The following is a 16,329-nucleotide window of genomic DNA, read 5'->3' on the forward strand; positions in this document are numbered from 1 at the left end:
TCTTTTAGATTAATGTCCGATGCCTTTATGTCTTAACAACGCATCTAACGTTGGCTTACGACCACGGAAGCGTTCAAACAACACCATCGGTTCTTCCGAACCGCCACGGGTTAAGATGTTATCTAAGAAAGACTGACCGACTTCACGATTGAAAATCCCTTCTTCTTCAAAACGTGCAAAGGCATCTGCCGATAATACTTCCGCCCATAAGTAGCTGTAATAGCCTGCGGCATAGCCCCCAGCGAAAATGTGCGAGAAGCTGTGTGGGGTGCGTACGAAGGTCGGCAATTCCACCACGGCAACTTGTGCTTTGACCGCTTTTAGCGTATCTAACACAATATTTTCTTTCGGTTCGCTCATATGTAAACGGAAATCGAATAAGCCAAATTCTAACTGGCGTAACACAAACATTGCGGCTTGGAAGTTTTTCGCTTTCAGTAACTGGGTCAATTTCTCTTTTGGCAGTGGTTCGCCTGTTTGGTAATGCCCTGAAATAAAGGCAAGAGCCTCTTCTTCCCAGCACCAGTTTTCAAGGAATTGACTTGGTAGCTCAACCGCATCCCACGGCACGCCGTTAATCCCTGAAACATCACCCACATCAATTTCGGTCAGCATATGGTGAATACCGTGTCCAAACTCGTGGAACAGGGTTGTGACTTCATCGTGTGTGAACAGAGCTGGTTTATCGCCAATCGGTTTATTGAAGTTACAGGTTAAGTAGGCAACAGGTTTTTGCAATGAACCGTCCGCTAGACGTTTTTGATTGATACAATCGTCCATCCAAGCACCGCCACGTTTATTTTCACGAGCGTATAAATCCAAATAGAATGAACCACGCAAGCGGTCTGTTTCATCAAAAATATTGAAAAAACGAACATTTTCGTGATAGCTGTCAAATTCTTTCTGCTCTTCCACTCGCATACCAAAAATGCGTTTCACCAGTTCAAATAACCCCGAAAGAACACGTTCTTCAGGGAAATAAGGACGAAGCTCTTCATCGTTGATCGCATATAGGGCTTGTTTCTGTTTTTCGCTATAAAACGCAATATCCCACGGCTGTAACTCGCTTACGCCATAGCTCTCTTTTGCAAAGGCTTTTAGCTCAGCTAACTCTTTTTTGCCTTGCTCTTTAGAACGATTTGCTAAACCTTCCAAGAAATCAACCACTTGTGTTGGGTTTTCCGCCATTTTGGTCGCAAGGGAAAGATCGGCATAGCTTTCAAAACCGAGTAATTTGGCTAACTCTAAGCGTAACTCAAGGGTTTCCGCCATAATGGCTGAGTTATCCCATTTACCTGAGTTTGGACCTTGATCTGATGCCCGTGTGTTATAGGCTTCATACATTTTTTGGCGAAGTTCACGGTTTTCGCAATAGGTCATTACAGGCAAATAGCTTGGAAACTCAAGGGTGAAACGGTAGCCCGATTTCTCTTTGCTTTGAGCGGATAATTTCGCCCCTTCCAACGCAGATTCTGGCAAGCCTTTGAGCTGTTCTTCATCTTCAATCACAATATCCCAACCCATTGTGGCATCAAGCACATTGTTGCTAAATTGTGAGCTAAGTTCTGACAAACGAGCAGAAATTTCGCCATAACGTTTCTGTTTATCGGCAGGTAACGAAATGCCCGATAACTCAAAATCACGCAAGCTGTTTTCTATCGCCTTTTTCTGAGCAAGGGAATAGTGAGCAAACTCAGGGCTATTTTTGAGCTTCACATAGCCTTGATACAACCCTTGATGTTGCCCCACCCAAGTGCTGTATTCCGACAACATCGGCAAACAGGCTTGATAGGCTTCACGCAATTCAGGGCTATTTTTCACGGCATTTAAATGTCCGACAGGCGACCACGCACGAGAAAGTTTATCGCCCGTAATGGCTTGTGGTAGATAGAAATTTTCCCAAGTCGGCTGCTCAATTTGTGCTACTTGCTCAATGGTATCACGGCATTGTTGAATTAATTGCTCAATAGCAGGCACCACGTGTTCAGGTTGAATTTGTGAGAATTTAGGTAAACCTGTGTGGTTTAAAAGTGGGTTTGACATTCGATATCCTCTTTATTTACTAAAATCGCGGTATCTTACCATTTTAGCGATTATTTTCATTAGTTGATTGTGATTTAAAAGGGAAGTCGCTAGAATCTCAAGCCTTTAATATAACTAGATTGCAAAAAATCAACCCAAACTGACCGCTTAGGAACACACAATGTCGTTAGATTTATCGGATATTCGTCAGCAAATTACACAAATTGACCGTAACTTATTGAAATTACTCTCTGAACGCCACCGCTTAGCCTTTGATGTGGTGCGAAGTAAAGAGATCACCAAAAAGCCGTTGCGTGATGTGGAGCGTGAAAAACAGTTACTGCAAGAGTTGGTCAATTTTGCTCAAGCAGAGAATTATCAGCTTGATCCGCAATATGTGACACAAATTTTCCAGCGGATTATTGAAGATTCGGTGCTGACTCAACAGCATTACCTGCAAAATAAGCTCAATCAAAATCAAGAGAATATCACCCTTGCTTTTTTGGGTATGCGTGGCTCTTATTCGCATTTGGCTTCTCGTCAATTTATGAAAAATAGCACCGCTTCCCTTGTGGAATTAAGCTGTGAATCCTTTGATGCGGTATTTGAGAAAGTGAAACAGGGTGAGGCGGATTACGGCGTGTTGCCCCTTGAAAATACTACATCAGGCTCGATCAACGAAGTCTATGATCTGTTGCAACATACGGATTTGACCTTAGTCGGTGAGCTTGCCTATCCGATTAAACATTGTGTGTTAGGAACGAGTAACGCTGATTTTGCACAGGTTGATACGATTTACACCCACCCACAGCCAGCACAACAGTGTAGTCAATTTATTCAAAGCCTTGATAAAGTGCATATTAAATATTGTGAAAGTAGCTCCCACGCAATGCAATTAGTGGCTCGCTTGAACAAACCAAATTGTGTGGCGTTGGGCAATGAAGACGGCGGTAAATTGTATGGTTTAGAAGTATTAAAAAGTGATATTGCTAATCAAGAGAACAACATCACTCGCTTTATTGTGGTGGCAAAAAATCCTGTGAATGTATCGCCACAAGTGCAAACCAAAACCCTGTTATTGATGACCACAACACAACAAGCTGGAGCCTTGGTTGATGCGTTAATTGTCTTTAAACAGCACGGGATTCGTATGGTGAAATTGGAGTCTCGCCCGATTTACGGCAAACCGTGGGAAGAGATGTTCTATGTGGAACTTGATGCCAACATTCACAACGAAAATACCCAAAATGCGTTAAAAGCGTTGGAAAGTGTCACGAGTTTCGTCAAAGTGTTGGGTTGCTATCCAAGTGAAATTATTGAGCCTGTGAAATTATAGAAATAACGATTGTGGGTGACTTGCACCCACTATTTAACTATGTTTAAACCTAAATCACCCCTAAAAAAACGCCCTATTCAGCGACCTAAAAAAACGGCTCTCTCGTTTTCAGAAACTGTCGTTGTACTGTTTAACAAGCCTTATGATGTACTCACACAATTTACCGATGAGCAACATCGCCAAACACTCAAAGCGTTTATTCCTATTCCACACATTTATCCCGTTGGGCGTTTGGACCGTGATAGCGAAGGGCTGTTATTGTTGACAAATAATGGCGAAATTCAACATCGTTTAGCCAACCCAAAATTTGAAAAAGAGAAAACCTATTGGGTGCAAGTTGAAGGAATTCCACAGGCTGAAGATTTAGCCAAACTGAACAAAGGTGTTGAATTAAAAGATGGTTTAACCAAACCTGCCAAAGCAAAAGCAATTTCTGCACCTGATTTTGAGTGGGCAACCGCCCCTAAAATTCGTGAGCGAAAAACTATTCCAACGTCGTGGATTGAGTTAAAAATTACCGAAGGGAGAAATCGTCAAGTTCGTCGAATGACAGCACATATTGGCTTTCCAACGTTACGTCTGGTTCGAGTTGGCTTGGGAGAATTTCAACTAGCCGATTTAGCGGCGGGAGAATATCGTATTTTAAGCGATAAAGAGAAAGCAACGCTCTTTAAACAGTTAAAATTAAGCAATACAAGCGGTTAGATTTGATGATTTTTTTGCGAAAAAGAGTAAACTAACCGCAAATTTTTTATATAAGGATCAAGCTATGGCAATTTTAGTCACAGGCGGAGCAGGCTATATCGGCTCACATACAGTGGTGGAATTATTAAATCAAGGTAAAGAGATTGTGGTGTTGGATAATTTGTCCAACTCATCAGAAATCTCTTTAGAGCGTGTGAAGCAAATTACGGGAAAATCCGTCCGCTTTTATCAGGGAGATATTTTAGATCGTACGATGTTACGCCACATTTTTGCGGAAAATCGGATCGACTCCGTCATTCACTTTGCTGGCTTAAAAGCAGTGGGCGAAAGCGTGCGTGAGCCGTTGCGTTATTATCAAAATAATGTCACAGGCTCGATTGTGCTAGTGGAAGAGATGCTCAAAGCCAATGTGAATACCATTGTGTTTAGTTCATCGGCAACGGTTTATGGCGATCCAAAAGAGATCCCGATTACTGAAAATTGCGAAGTCGGTGGTACAACTAACCCTTATGGCACATCAAAATATATGGTTGAACGTATCTTAGAAGATACGGCTCGTGCTTTCCCACAATTCAGTGCGGTGGTGTTACGCTATTTCAATCCTGTTGGGGCTCACGCAAGCGGTCTGATTGGTGAAGATCCTAACGGTATTCCAAATAATTTATTGCCTTATATCAGTCAAGTGGCGGTTGGCAAGTTGCAACAACTTTCCGTATTCGGCAGTGATTACGACACCCACGACGGCACGGGCGTGCGTGATTATATTCATGTTGTAGATTTGGCTATCGGGCATTTGAAAGCCTTAGAAAAACATCAAGATGATGCAGGTTTCCACGTGTATAACTTAGGCACAGGTACGGGCTATTCTGTGCTGGATATGGTGAAAGCCTTTGAGCAAGCTAATAACATCAATGTTCCTTATAAATTGGTCGATCGCCGTCCAGGCGATATTGCGGTGTGTTACTCAAATCCGCAAAAAGCCCTTGAACAGCTTGGTTGGAAAACGCAATACGATCTCAATCAGATGATGAAAGATACGTGGAATTGGCAGAAAAATAACCCGAACGGTTATAAGGGGTAGAAGATGAGCGAGCAAGCACAGGTTTCTCTTTGGCGACAAATATTTAGTTACAAAATGTTGCTCTGCGTATTTACAGGGTTTACATCGGGCTTGCCGTTATATTTTATCTATCAGCTTATTCCTGCGTGGTTACGCTCGGAGCAGGTCGATTTGAAAACCATCGGCTTTTTTGCGATTGTGGGCTTGCCTTATACGTGGAAGTTTTTGGTCGCGCCATTGTTTGACCGCTACTACCCGAACTTTCTTGGTCGCCGCCGTAGCTGGATGTTCTTTACCCAAGTGATCTTGCTCGGCTTAATAGCTTGCTTTGGCTTTTTCAATCCAACGCAAGACATCAAAGCGGTGATGATGTTAGCCATTGCAGTGGCTGCGGTGTCAGCGGTGCAAGATATTGTGGTCGATGCCTATCGCCGTGAAATTTTAAGTGATGAAGAACTCGGCTTAGGCAACTCCGTTCATATCAACGGCTACCGTATCGCAGGCTTAATTCCAGGCGGTTTAGCTTTGATTGTGTCCGATCATTATCCGTGGGAAACGGTGTTTTTATTCACGGCGTTATTTATGATACCTGGCATTATTTTGAGCCTATTCTTAGCCAAAGAGCCGAAAATTTTGCAAGATAACCGCCATTTACCTTTCCACGAAGCTTTTGTTATCCCATTCAAAGAGTTTTTCCAACGCAAAGGCTTATGGGCAGCGGTCGGTACGCTCACCTTTATGTTGCTTTATAATCTGGGCGACTCTTTTGCCGCAACGCTCCAAAGTGCTTTTATTTTAGATATGGGTTTTAGCCGTACCGATTTAGGCACAGCGGTTAAAATCAATGGCTTATGGGCATCAATTGTGGCTGGAATGGTCGGCGGTGTGTTGATGTTACGCATCGGCGTGAACCGCTCGCTTTGGATTTTCGGCGTGTTCCAAATGCTGATGTTACTCGGCTTTGCGTGGCTTGCCAGTCACGGCAAATTTGAGACGATCGGCACTTACGAACGCTTTGCTTTATCGGCAGTTATCGTGGGCGAATATATCGGCATCGGCTTAGGCACAGCCTGCTTTGTTGCCTATATTTCCCGTGAAACCAACCCGCTTTACACCGCCACCCAATTTGCGATTTTCACTAGTTTAACCGCAATCCCAAGCAAACTGATCGGTGCAACATCAGGAGCATTGGCAGAAAGCGTGGGCTTTTATCACTTCTATTGGATCTGTTTCTTCTTAGCTATTCCGGGAATGCTTTGCCTGTTTTGGGTAGCACCTTGGAATGAGAAAAAGCACGATAAATAAATCGCCTAAAGCATAAATATTATGCTTAATGCCTAATAAGGCATTAAGCTATTTTCTCTACTACTCTATCTCGGCTTATGCCTGATTACTCACTATCACCCTTAAACTATCTAATCGCCAATTCGCTTGTTCAAGCTGTTCTAACGATTTTTCTCGCAACTGCTCAAGGGCATTGACTTCATCGGCACGAATGTTTTTGTTCACGGCTTGAAGTGATGTCAAGCGGTGTAATTCTGCCGTTAAAGTGTGATCGGCATTTTGTTTGGCTTGAGCAATAAGAGCTTGGGCTTGCGGAGCAATTTTTGCTTCGCTAAGCGTAATCAACTTCTCAATATCGCCACGAGCCATTTTGACAATTTTATTCGCCATCTGTTTATTGACAGGCTTGAGCTGTTTTTCCAAACCGGCAAAGGAGACTTGCGATGCCATATCATTGCCCTTGCTATCAAGCAACACTCGTACTGGCGTTGGCGGTAGGAAACGGGTGAGCTGTAAGCCTTTCGGGGCTTGGGCTTCCACAATGTAAACCGCTTCTAACAACAGCGTACCTGCAGGCAAGTTTTTATTCACGAGCAACGAAACAGCACTTTTACCAATATCGCCTGATGTAATAAGATCGATACCGTTGCGGATCATCGGGTGATCCCACGTTAAGAACAGTACATCTTCACGCATCAAGGCAAGTTCACGGTCAAAGGTAACGGTGTTGCCTTCTTCGGAAAGCCCCGGGAAATCAGGCACGAGCATATGCCCCGTTGGGCTAATTACAATGCTTTTTTCGCCTAAATCTTCCTGTTCAAGCCCGATCACATCAAATAAATTCAAAGTAAAATTCACCAACTGCGGATTGTTGTCTTGTTCTGCAATGGCTTGAGCGAGTTGTTGAGCCGTTTCACCGCCATTTGAATTGAGTTCAAGCAAGCGATCTCGCCCTTTTTCCAGTTCAACTTTAAGCTGTTGCTGACGTTTGTGGGTCTGTTCCACAAAGCTCTCAAAGGCTTCATTGCGTTCAGGATTGAGCAAGAAAGCGGTCAGTTCTTGATGAAATTCTCTAAATAGCGTTGCCCCCATCGGACAAGTCTCTTCAAAGGCATTTAAGCCACGGTGATACCACTCAGCTAACAGCATTTGGGTGGAATGGTTAAAGCACGGCACATAAATTTCAATGTCGTGTTTCTGCCCGATACGATCTAAACGCCCGATACTTTGCTCCAGCAAATCAGGATTATCAGGCAAATTAAACAGCACCAAACGGCGAGCGAACTGGAAGTTTCGCCCTTCCGAACCGATACTCGAGCTAATCAGCACCTGCGCCCCTTCTTCCTGTTGAGCAAAGTAAGCGGACGCTTTATCACGCTCAACAATCGACATTTTCTCGTGGAACACCGCTGAACGAATACCTTCTTTTTCACGCAACACTTGCTCAAGCTGAATTGCCGTATCCGCCTGTTTACAGATCACCAAAATTTTCTCATCACGGTGATTTTTCAAGAACGTAATCAGCCACTCAATACGTGGGTCGAACTCGTGCCATTTGGCATTCGGGTTCATTCGTTGGAACATTCGCTCAGGATAGAGCAGATCGTCCATCTTATTTCCGCCCATCATTCCCATTACTTTCAAGGCGTTAGCATACTGACTGGGCATTTCCAACACAATTTCATTGTAAATACGGTGTGGGAAGCCTTTCACCCCTTGACGAGTATTGCGGAACAGCACTCGGCTTGTGCCGTGACGGTCGATCAGTTCACTAATCAACTCTTGACGCACATCTCGGCGTTGCTCTTCGCTTGCGTCCGAATTGATGATACGGAACATCGGTTCAACATCTTCTTCCGCAAGCAATTCGCTGATACTTTCTTGCTCTTTGGCACTCAACGGCTTGTCGTTAAGCAAGGTCGCCACTGCATCGGCAACAGGCTGATACTGTTTCTGCTCTGCGACAAAGGCTTGATAATCATAAAAACGGTCAGGATCTAACAGGGCTAAACGGGCAAAATGGCTCTCTTGCCCAAGCTGTTCAGGGGTTGCTGTAAGCAGTAACACCGACGCAATTTGTTTAGATAATTGAGCAACAAACTGATACGCCATACTCGGATTATGTTCGTCCCATTCCAAATGGTGAGCTTCATCGACAATCAACATATCCCAGTCTGCTTCCAACACCTGTTTTGCTCGCTGTGGAGAAGTCGCCAGCCAGTCGATAGATGCAATCACAAAGCTTTCTGTCTCAAACGGATTTTCGCTGATGTCGTTGTTATCTTCATCTTTTTTGGTGAAATCGGCACAGCGTTCTTCATCAAACAGGGAGAAATTCAGGCTAAAACGGCGTAACATTTCCACTAACCACTGATGTTGCAAGCTCTCTGGCACTAACACCAACACTCGATCTACTCGCCCTGCGAACAGTTGCTGTTGCAAAATCATACCCGCTTCAATGGTTTTACCTAAACCGACTTCATCGGCAAGTAACACGCGTGGGGCAAGGCGTTGCCCGACTTCTTTGGCGATATGTAACTGGTGGGGAATAAGACTTGCCCGAATGCCACGCATTCCACGCAATGCCGACTGAAATTGAGCCTGCTGATGTTTTAATGCACGATAACGCAAAGCAAAACGGTCGCTACGGTCAATTTGGGCAGAGAAAAGACGATCCTGCGGTTTGCTGAAACTGACTTTGTGATCGAGTTGCATTTCAGGTAAAACGCTCTCTTCTTGAGTATCAACACGTTTACCTAAATAGAGTGCAACCCCTTGATTTTCAATGACATCTTCTACATCTAACTGCCAGCCATCAACACTGGTGATGCGGTCGCCTTTTTGAAATTGCACACGGGTTAAAGGGGCAACGGCAACAGCGTACACACGTTGTTCGTCCGATGCAGGAAATGAAAGGGTCACAGTGCGATTATCCACTGCGGTAACAATGCCTAATCCTAAGTTATTTTCCGACTCGCTAATCCAACGTTGTCCGACGACAAAGCTCATACTTACCTCTCTGTTGTTCTACTTAAATTTTCGGGGCTATTTTACCTGATTTTTTAGGGGCAAGCGGTAAGATTTACTACAAACTTTGATATAACTTGAACGCTTGCCCGTCTGACATACTGGCAAGATAATCACAAATTACTCGTGGGCGTTGTGGCATATCCATTTGTTGCCAACGCTCTGCCACAGGTTTTGGCAATAAGCGGGTTGGGTCACAACTGAGCATATCAAACAGATCCATCAAAATACGTTGCCCTTTATATTCCACCCGTTGCGTTTTAACATCGCAGATAACATATTGATAAACAAAGGTTTTTAGAATATCTAACACTGCTTGAACTTCATCAGGCAAAATAGCATTAAAACGCAACAAGGGTTCTTCAAAATCAGCTGTCTCTGCCCATTTCACATTAGTAACAAAATAATTGACTAAGGCACCAATCACATCTTTACGCTCATAGCGGTGAGTTGAGAACAATTTTTTACTGATTTCGGGGAGCATTTTTTGCACCCATTGCGACTCACATTGGCTTAAAGCTTGCTCTGCATTTTGCCACGATTGCGGGGTCACCATTCCGCCAACGATAGCGTCTTCTAAATCGTGAACACCATAGGCAATATCATCAGCAAGTTCCATAATGCTACAATCCAACGACTTATAGCAGGTTTTATGGGGAAGCTGCGGATCTTCACTCAAGCTAATTTGCTGAAAACGGGCATTATCTAAAAGAGAAAGTGGCTCAAGTACCCATTCAAAAAAACGGCTATCATCACGAAAAATCCCCTTACTCGTTTTTAGATCGTGTAGATTGATATAACGGCTATTCGGGATCGCTTTCGGCTCTCGTGGCGTCGTGAGATCGATAAAAGTTGGATATTTAATAATGCCTAGCAAGGTTCGGCGAGTTAGATTCATTCCTGCACTTTGCGTGTAAGGCTCTAGTTGCGTCACAATTCGAAATGATTGAGCATTTCCTTCAAACCCGCCAAATGCTTGCATTTTATAATTTAACGCCATTTCTCCACCGTGACCGAACGGCGGGTGACCAATATCGTGGGCAAAACAAAGGGACTCAATAAGACTGCGAGATGGCAATAAAGCGGTCAGATCATCATTAAATTTTGCAAATGTTGGATCGGAACAGACCGCTTGAAAGCCTTGACGATCTTCTGCTAGCTTCGCTCGTAAGCTACTGCCAATTTGAGCAACTTCAAGGGAGTGAGTTAAACGTGTGCGATAAAAATCATCTTCACCGACGGCGTGAATCTGTGTTTTTGCCTGTAAACAGCGAAAGGCTTCCGAATGGAGAATCCGTCCACGATCTCGCTGAAAAGGCGAGCGGTGATCTTGTTCTCTCTGTTTATCGGCTAAAAAACGTGATGTCCAAGCTGAATCCATTTTCTTTCTCCCATTTTGCCTAGGGTTTCACCCTAGGTTAAGCATAAGTCCGCTCCTTTGGAGCGGTGTTAAAAGCGACAATGCCTGTTCAATTAATTAGTCTGAATTATCAATAACACTTAAGTTTAGGCTATAATAACGGATAATTTTATTTGTTTAAACCTTATTCAAATGGCGATCTTTTATTCCGACAAAATTGCAAAAAAATCCATTAAACCCACCGCTTTACAACGTTTTCACATTCAATCTTTAGATTATCAAGGTTTGGGCGTGGCGAAAGTTGATGGCAAAACGTGGTTTGTTGAAAATGCTTTGCCCGATGAAACCGTCGAAGCTAAGGTTATCGAAGAAAAACGCCAATATGGTCGAGCGCAAGCGGTCAGATTTTTACAAAAATCTGCAAATCGCCAAGAGCCATTCTGTACTCTGTATAGTCGATGTGGCGGTTGCCAAATGCAACATATCCCATTGGATTTACAACGTTCGACAAAGCAACAAACCTTATTTCAACGTTTACAAAAATTGCAAGCCGAACCCATTTCACTTCAACCAATGCTTGTCGGACAAGGCACAACATATCGTCGCCGAGCGAAATTAAGTATTGCGATACAAAAAAATGAGTTGGTCATTGGCTTTCGCCAAGCCAATTCACAAGAGATTATTCCACTCACACAATGCGATGTACTTGAAGCTCCCCTTGCTCAACTTTTACCGAAATTACAACAACTTTTCGCACAATGGAAAAATAAAAAACAGCTAGGGCATCTTGAGCTGGTGCGTGCAGATAACGGCATAGCCTTACTTCTTCGACATATTGGGGAACTTCATTCACAAGATCGTGCAAAATTAACAGCCTTTGCAGAGCAAGAAGATCTTCTCCTTTTTGTGATGACCGAAAAAGAGCAAATTGAACAATGGCGTGGCGAAACACCTTTCTATCAAATTAACGGTTTAACGCTCACCTTTTCGATTCGTGATTTTATTCAGGTAAACCCTGAAATGAATCAATTGATGGTCAATAAAGCAATCGAATGGCTTGAGCTTAAAGGTGATGATCGTGTATTAGACTTATTCTGCGGTATGGGGAATTTTACCTTGCCGATCGCACCGCTTGTCGAAGAAGTCGTTGGCATAGAAGGCGTTGAGCCGATGGTTCAACAAGCAAAAGAGAATGCGAAACACAATCGCATCAACAACGCACATTTTTACCAAACGGACTTAGATCAACCCTTTGTCGATCAGACTTGGGCAAAAACACAGTTTAATAAAGTTTTGCTCGACCCTGCTCGCAATGGCGCTTTATTCGCTCTCGATCATCTTTGTGCCTTAAAACCTGAACGCATCGTTTATGTTTCTTGTAACCCCGCAACCTTAGTGCGTGATGCCGAAAAATTGATTGAGCAAGGCTATCGCTTAAAACAATCCGCTATGATTGATATGTTTCCCCATACGGCACATTTGGAATCGATTTCGTTATTTATAAAAAGCTAATTACTTAAATATAATGCCTAATAACTTAGGACAATTAAAATATATTACGGATAGTTTATTTCTTATGTAAAATGATAGGCGGTTATGTGACCGCCTTTATTTTTGGAAAATGATTATGAAAATTCAACATGGGGAACATCATTTAAGCCATCGTAGCAATTGGTTACGAGCAAGCGTTCTAGGCGCAAATGATGGCTTAATTTCTTGCGCAAGTTTAATGACAGGTATGGTTGCGGCTCAACCTGAATTTAATACATTGTTATTAACGGGTGTTTCTGCACTTGTGGGTGGCGCTATTTCAATGGCTGCAGGCGAATATGTTTCTGTTTATAGTCAAGCAGATACTGAAAAAGCCGATATGGAAATGGAAAAACGAGAATTAGAAATTCACCCAGAAGAAGAGTTACAAGAATTAGCTGAGATTTATCAGCAACGCGGTCTAACGCCCGAACTTTCCCTAGAAGTCGCAAAACAGCTTACAGCTCATAATGCCCTTGATGCCCATATGCGTGATGAAATTGGGATTTCAGAAGAGTCTTTCGCTAATCCATTACAAGCAGCACTATCATCTGCAGCAGCCTTTGCAGTAGGAGCAGTAATTCCACTACTCGTCGTATTATGTCTTCCAATAGATGCTATGCTAGTTGGTCTAATTATCTCTACATTATTTGGATTAGCTACATTAGGCTATGTATCTGCTAAATTAGGTGGAGCACCTGTTAGACCTGCAATTACACGTATCGTAATTTGGGGAGTCATTGCGATGGGAGTTACAGGGATGATTGGTAAACTCGTTGGAGTCACAGTATAGTAAGAGATAAAAATGTATATTCTAAATTTGTAATTCCTTATCAAACAAAACAGGCTGAGAAAATCAGCCTGTTATTTTTTGTAATGATACTATCTAGATAACTAAATAATCACATTTGCAATCGCAACACCAACGCAACACGCTACAACAACCCCAATTAAACCTGGTACCATGAAACTGTGGTTAAAGTAGAATTTACCAATTTTAGTTGTACCTGTTACGTCAAAGTTTACAGTTGCAATATCTGACGGGTAATTAGGAATAAAGAAGTAAGCATATGTTGCTGGCATTAAACCGACTAACAACGGTGCTGGTAAACCTAAGCCGATACCTACTGGTAATAACATTACCGCCGTTGCCGCTTGGCTATTGATTACCACAGAGACTGCAAAGAGTGCGAAAGCAAAGGTCCACGGATAAGTTTCAACCATTTCCGTAATACCCGCTTTAAATTGTGGCATTGCATATTGGAAGTAAGTGTCACTCATCCACGCAATCCCGAAAATCGCAATCGCTGCCACCATTCCTGATTTAAACACCACACCATTTGGTACGGTTTGTGGGTTAGTCTTAGTTGCAAGTAGAATGATACCACCGAAACAGAGCATCATCATTTGAATGATAAGTGACATTGAAATCGGTTTGACTTTCTCACCTGTTGCCACTGTACGAATTTCTGGGAACATCGCAATCACAACAATAGTAGCTAATGAGAGCAAGAAAAGTAGCACCGCTGTTTTGGCTCCAGCTGGAAGTGCTTCATTTAATGTTGTACTTGTTGTGCTAAGAATACGCTCACGCCAAATAGGATCTTGCAAACGGCGTTGATATTCTGGATCATCTTGTAATTCTTTACCACGACGTAAGCTATACAGAGAGAGTGCAATTGTACCAGCAAAAGTTGCAGGAACAGTTACACCAATAATGCTTAATAACGTCACATGCTCAAACCCTGGTAACTGCGTAATTTGTGCAAGATAAAATACTACAGCAGCGGAAAGTGGACTTGATGTAATAGCAAGTTGTGAAGCAACTGAAGATGCGGCCATTGGACGTTCTGGACGAATACCATTTTTAAGAGCAACATCCGCAATAATTGGCATTACAGAATAAACGGAATGACCTGTACCAAGCATAAAGGTCATAACATATGTAACGATAGGACCAAGTAATGTTACACGTTTTGGATTTTTACGTAAAATACGCTCCGCAATTTGTAGCATATATTTTAAGCCGCCTGCAGCTTCTAAAATAGATGCACAGGTAACTACAGCCAAAATAATTAACATTACATCGATAGGCGCTTTACCTGGTGGCATTCTTAAAATAAAGACTTCTACGGCTAGGCCTATTCCAGAAACAACACCTAAACCGATACCACCATAACGGCTACCCGCATAGAGAAAAGCTAATAGGAGTAAAAACTCAAAGTACAGCATAAAGACCTCATTGTAAAAAAAAGAATAACTAAATTTTAGCTAGTTATAATTAGTTTAGAAAGAGAAGAATTTTATCTAAATCAAACTTTTGCTTGTTTTTCTTTTATTCATTTTTTTCTTAATAAGCGGTCTGTTTTCTTTTGTTTTTTACATATATAAGAGCATATTTTGCTAAATATTGCTAAAAATGTGATCTAGATTACAAAACTAAAACGTTTTAGCAAAATTCACTTTCTCTGCTAAATCGTTTTAGTTAAAATGCAATCGTTTAAATTTTAATAATCTCACTCACACAAAATAGGTGGTAACTATGAACTTTCCTCAAATCGCTCAACAAGTGATTGATAAACTTGGGGGCAAAGAGAATATCTCTGCCGCAGCACACTGTGCAACCCGTTTACGTATGGTAGTTAAAGATGAATCTTTAATTGATAAGGAAGGCATTGAGAACATTGAAGGCGTCAAAGGTCAGTTCTCTGTGGCGGGTCAGTACCAAATTATTTTTGGTTCAGGCACCGTAAACAAAGTTCACGCTGAATTAACCAACATTTTAGGTATTGGCGATATGAGTACAGCTGAAGTAGCAAGTGCTGGCGCACAAAAACAAGGCGTCTTACAAGGTATCGTAAAAGGCTTAGCAGACATCTTCGTTCCGATTATTCCAGCAATCGTCGCAGGCGGTTTGTTAATGGGTATTCACTCAATGCTCACCGCAAAAGGCTTCTTTGCTGAAGGTGTGAACGTTGTTGATATGTACCCTGGTATTGCGGATTTAGTGGACTTAATGAACACCTTCGCAAACGCACCATTCGTCTTCTTACCTGTTCTTTTAGGTTTCTCTGCTACTCGTAAATTTGGTGGTAACCCATTCTTAGGTGCAGCCCTTGGTATGTTATTAGTTCACCCTGCATTAGCAGATGGCTGGAACTATGCATTAACCCTTGCAAGTGGCAAAATCCAATATTGGAATGTGCTTGGTTTAGAAATTGAAAAAGTTGGCTATCAAGGTACTGTTATCCCAACATTAGTTTCTGCATGGGTATTAGCAACCTTAGAAAAAGGCTTCCGTAAAGTTGTTCCTTCATTCTTAGATAACTTAATTACCCCGTTATTCTCACTCTTTATCGCAGGTTTCTTAGCATTTACTATCATTGGCCCATTAGGCCGTGAAGCAGGTTCATTAATTAGCTTCGGTTTAACTTGGTTATACGACACTCTAGGTTTCGTAGGTGGTGCGATCTTCGGTACATTCTATGCGCCAATCGTGATTACAGGTATGCACCAAACCTTTATCGCCGTAGAAACACAGTTATTAGCGGATATGGCAAACACTGGCGGTACATTCATCTTCCCAATCGCAGCAATGTCTAACATCGCACAAGGTGCAGCGTGTTTAGGTGCAGCATTTGTGATGAAAGATGCGAAAGTTCGTGGTATCGCAGTGCCATCTGGTATCTCTGCATTATTAGGTATCACAGAACCTGCGATGTTTGGTGTGAACTTACGTTACCGTTATCCATTCATTGCAGCGATGATCGCAGCAGGTACATCAAGCGCATTTATCGCCTTATTCAACGTAAAAGCAATTGCATTAGGCGCTGCGGGTTTACCAGGTATTCCATCAATCAAACCTGAAAGCCTTGCAATGTACTGTGTAGGTATGGCTATCTCTGCATCTATTGCCTTCGTAGTTACCGTTATTCTTGGTAAACGCGCTCAAGCGAAAGCGTAATTAAACTTAAAAAAACATAAGCCCTTTGAACCTTGTTCAAA

The 16,329-nt window shown here is 42.5% G+C and carries 11 protein-coding genes; 7 read left to right on the plus strand and 4 right to left on the minus strand.

The window, feature by feature from the left end; all coding sequences use genetic code 11:
* Positions 1–9: 9 nt before the first annotated feature.
* Positions 10–2,043 carry an oligopeptidase A gene (gene prlC, locus C5N92_RS09275; RefSeq protein WP_111750576.1) on the minus strand — a complete coding sequence of 678 codons (2,034 nt, stop codon included), beginning with the start codon at positions 2,041–2,043 and terminating at the stop codon, positions 10–12.
* Positions 2,044–2,203: 160 nt separating this feature from the next.
* Between prlC and C5N92_RS09280 the strand changes: the two genes are divergently transcribed.
* The 4 genes from C5N92_RS09280 to C5N92_RS09295 all read left to right on the plus strand — a co-directional run bounded on the left by C5N92_RS09280 (position 2,204) and on the right by C5N92_RS09295 (position 6,428).
* Positions 2,204–3,358 carry a chorismate mutase gene (locus tag C5N92_RS09280; protein ID WP_111750577.1) on the plus strand — a complete coding sequence of 385 codons (1,155 nt, stop codon included), beginning with the start codon at positions 2,204–2,206 and terminating at the stop codon, positions 3,356–3,358.
* 39 nt (positions 3,359–3,397) lie between these two features.
* Positions 3,398–4,063 (plus strand): pseudouridine synthase, encoded by a 666-nt coding sequence (locus tag C5N92_RS09285; RefSeq protein ID WP_111750578.1) that lies wholly within the window; start codon positions 3,398–3,400, stop codon positions 4,061–4,063.
* Positions 4,064–4,127: 64 nt separating this feature from the next.
* Positions 4,128–5,144, plus strand: coding sequence for a UDP-glucose 4-epimerase GalE (galE, locus tag C5N92_RS09290; protein ID WP_111750579.1), 1,017 nt, complete (start codon positions 4,128–4,130; stop codon positions 5,142–5,144).
* Positions 5,145–5,147: 3 nt separating this feature from the next.
* Positions 5,148–6,428, plus strand: coding sequence for an AmpG family muropeptide MFS transporter (locus C5N92_RS09295; protein ID WP_111750580.1), 1,281 nt, complete (start codon positions 5,148–5,150; stop codon positions 6,426–6,428).
* A 75-nt stretch (positions 6,429–6,503) separates the two neighbouring features.
* On the opposite strand, the gene rapA is transcribed toward C5N92_RS09295, so the two are convergent.
* Positions 6,504–9,416, minus strand: coding sequence for an RNA polymerase-associated protein RapA (gene rapA / locus C5N92_RS09300; RefSeq protein ID WP_111750581.1), 2,913 nt, complete (start codon positions 9,414–9,416; stop codon positions 6,504–6,506).
* A gap of 76 nt (positions 9,417–9,492) precedes the next feature.
* Entirely contained in the window at positions 9,493–10,815 is a 1,323-nt protein-coding gene (locus C5N92_RS09305) for an anti-phage deoxyguanosine triphosphatase (RefSeq protein ID WP_111750582.1), read from the minus strand.
* 171 nt (positions 10,816–10,986) lie between these two features.
* Here C5N92_RS09305 and rlmD point away from each other — a divergent pair, with 171 nt between their 5' ends.
* Positions 10,987–12,306, plus strand: a complete 1,320-nt coding sequence (rlmD, locus tag C5N92_RS09310) for a 23S rRNA (uracil(1939)-C(5))-methyltransferase RlmD (protein WP_111750583.1) — start codon at positions 10,987–10,989, stop codon at positions 12,304–12,306.
* A 115-nt stretch (positions 12,307–12,421) separates the two neighbouring features.
* Entirely contained in the window at positions 12,422–13,117 is a 696-nt protein-coding gene (locus tag C5N92_RS09315) for a VIT1/CCC1 transporter family protein (protein ID WP_165827754.1), read from the plus strand.
* A gap of 101 nt (positions 13,118–13,218) precedes the next feature.
* On the opposite strand, the gene C5N92_RS09320 is transcribed toward C5N92_RS09315, so the two are convergent.
* The gene (locus C5N92_RS09320) at positions 13,219–14,556 is read right to left on the minus strand and encodes an anaerobic C4-dicarboxylate transporter (RefSeq protein WP_111750584.1); all 1,338 of its coding nucleotides are present in this window, start codon (positions 14,554–14,556) and stop codon (positions 13,219–13,221) included.
* A gap of 310 nt (positions 14,557–14,866) precedes the next feature.
* On the opposite strand from C5N92_RS09320, the gene C5N92_RS09325 reads away from it, so the two are divergent.
* On the plus strand, positions 14,867–16,288 hold the full coding sequence (locus C5N92_RS09325) for a sucrose-specific PTS transporter subunit IIBC (protein ID WP_111750585.1): 1,422 nt from the start codon (positions 14,867–14,869) through the stop codon (positions 16,286–16,288).
* The last annotated feature ends 41 nt before the right edge of the window (positions 16,289–16,329 follow it).

Origin of the sequence: Glaesserella australis (assembly GCF_003260095.1) — a bacterium.
Classification (GTDB): domain Bacteria; phylum Pseudomonadota; class Gammaproteobacteria; order Enterobacterales; family Pasteurellaceae; genus Glaesserella; species Glaesserella australis.

Coding starts and splice junctions, on each gene's coding strand:
- C5N92_RS09315 (WP_165827754.1), top strand. CDS start 12,422: ATGAAAATTCAACATGGGGAACATCATTTAAGCCATCGTAGCAATTGG.
- prlC (WP_111750576.1), bottom strand. CDS start 2,043: ATGTCAAACCCACTTTTAAACCACACAGGTTTACCTAAATTCTCACAA.
- C5N92_RS09320 (WP_111750584.1), bottom strand. CDS start 14,556: ATGCTGTACTTTGAGTTTTTACTCCTATTAGCTTTTCTCTATGCGGGT.
- C5N92_RS09325 (WP_111750585.1), top strand. CDS start 14,867: ATGAACTTTCCTCAAATCGCTCAACAAGTGATTGATAAACTTGGGGGC.
- rapA (WP_111750581.1), bottom strand. CDS start 9,416: ATGAGCTTTGTCGTCGGACAACGTTGGATTAGCGAGTCGGAAAATAAC.
- C5N92_RS09305 (WP_111750582.1), bottom strand. CDS start 10,815: ATGGATTCAGCTTGGACATCACGTTTTTTAGCCGATAAACAGAGAGAA.
- rlmD (WP_111750583.1), top strand. CDS start 10,987: ATGGCGATCTTTTATTCCGACAAAATTGCAAAAAAATCCATTAAACCC.
- C5N92_RS09295 (WP_111750580.1), top strand. CDS start 5,148: ATGAGCGAGCAAGCACAGGTTTCTCTTTGGCGACAAATATTTAGTTAC.
- galE (WP_111750579.1), top strand. CDS start 4,128: ATGGCAATTTTAGTCACAGGCGGAGCAGGCTATATCGGCTCACATACA.
- C5N92_RS09285 (WP_111750578.1), top strand. CDS start 3,398: ATGTTTAAACCTAAATCACCCCTAAAAAAACGCCCTATTCAGCGACCT.
- C5N92_RS09280 (WP_111750577.1), top strand. CDS start 2,204: ATGTCGTTAGATTTATCGGATATTCGTCAGCAAATTACACAAATTGAC.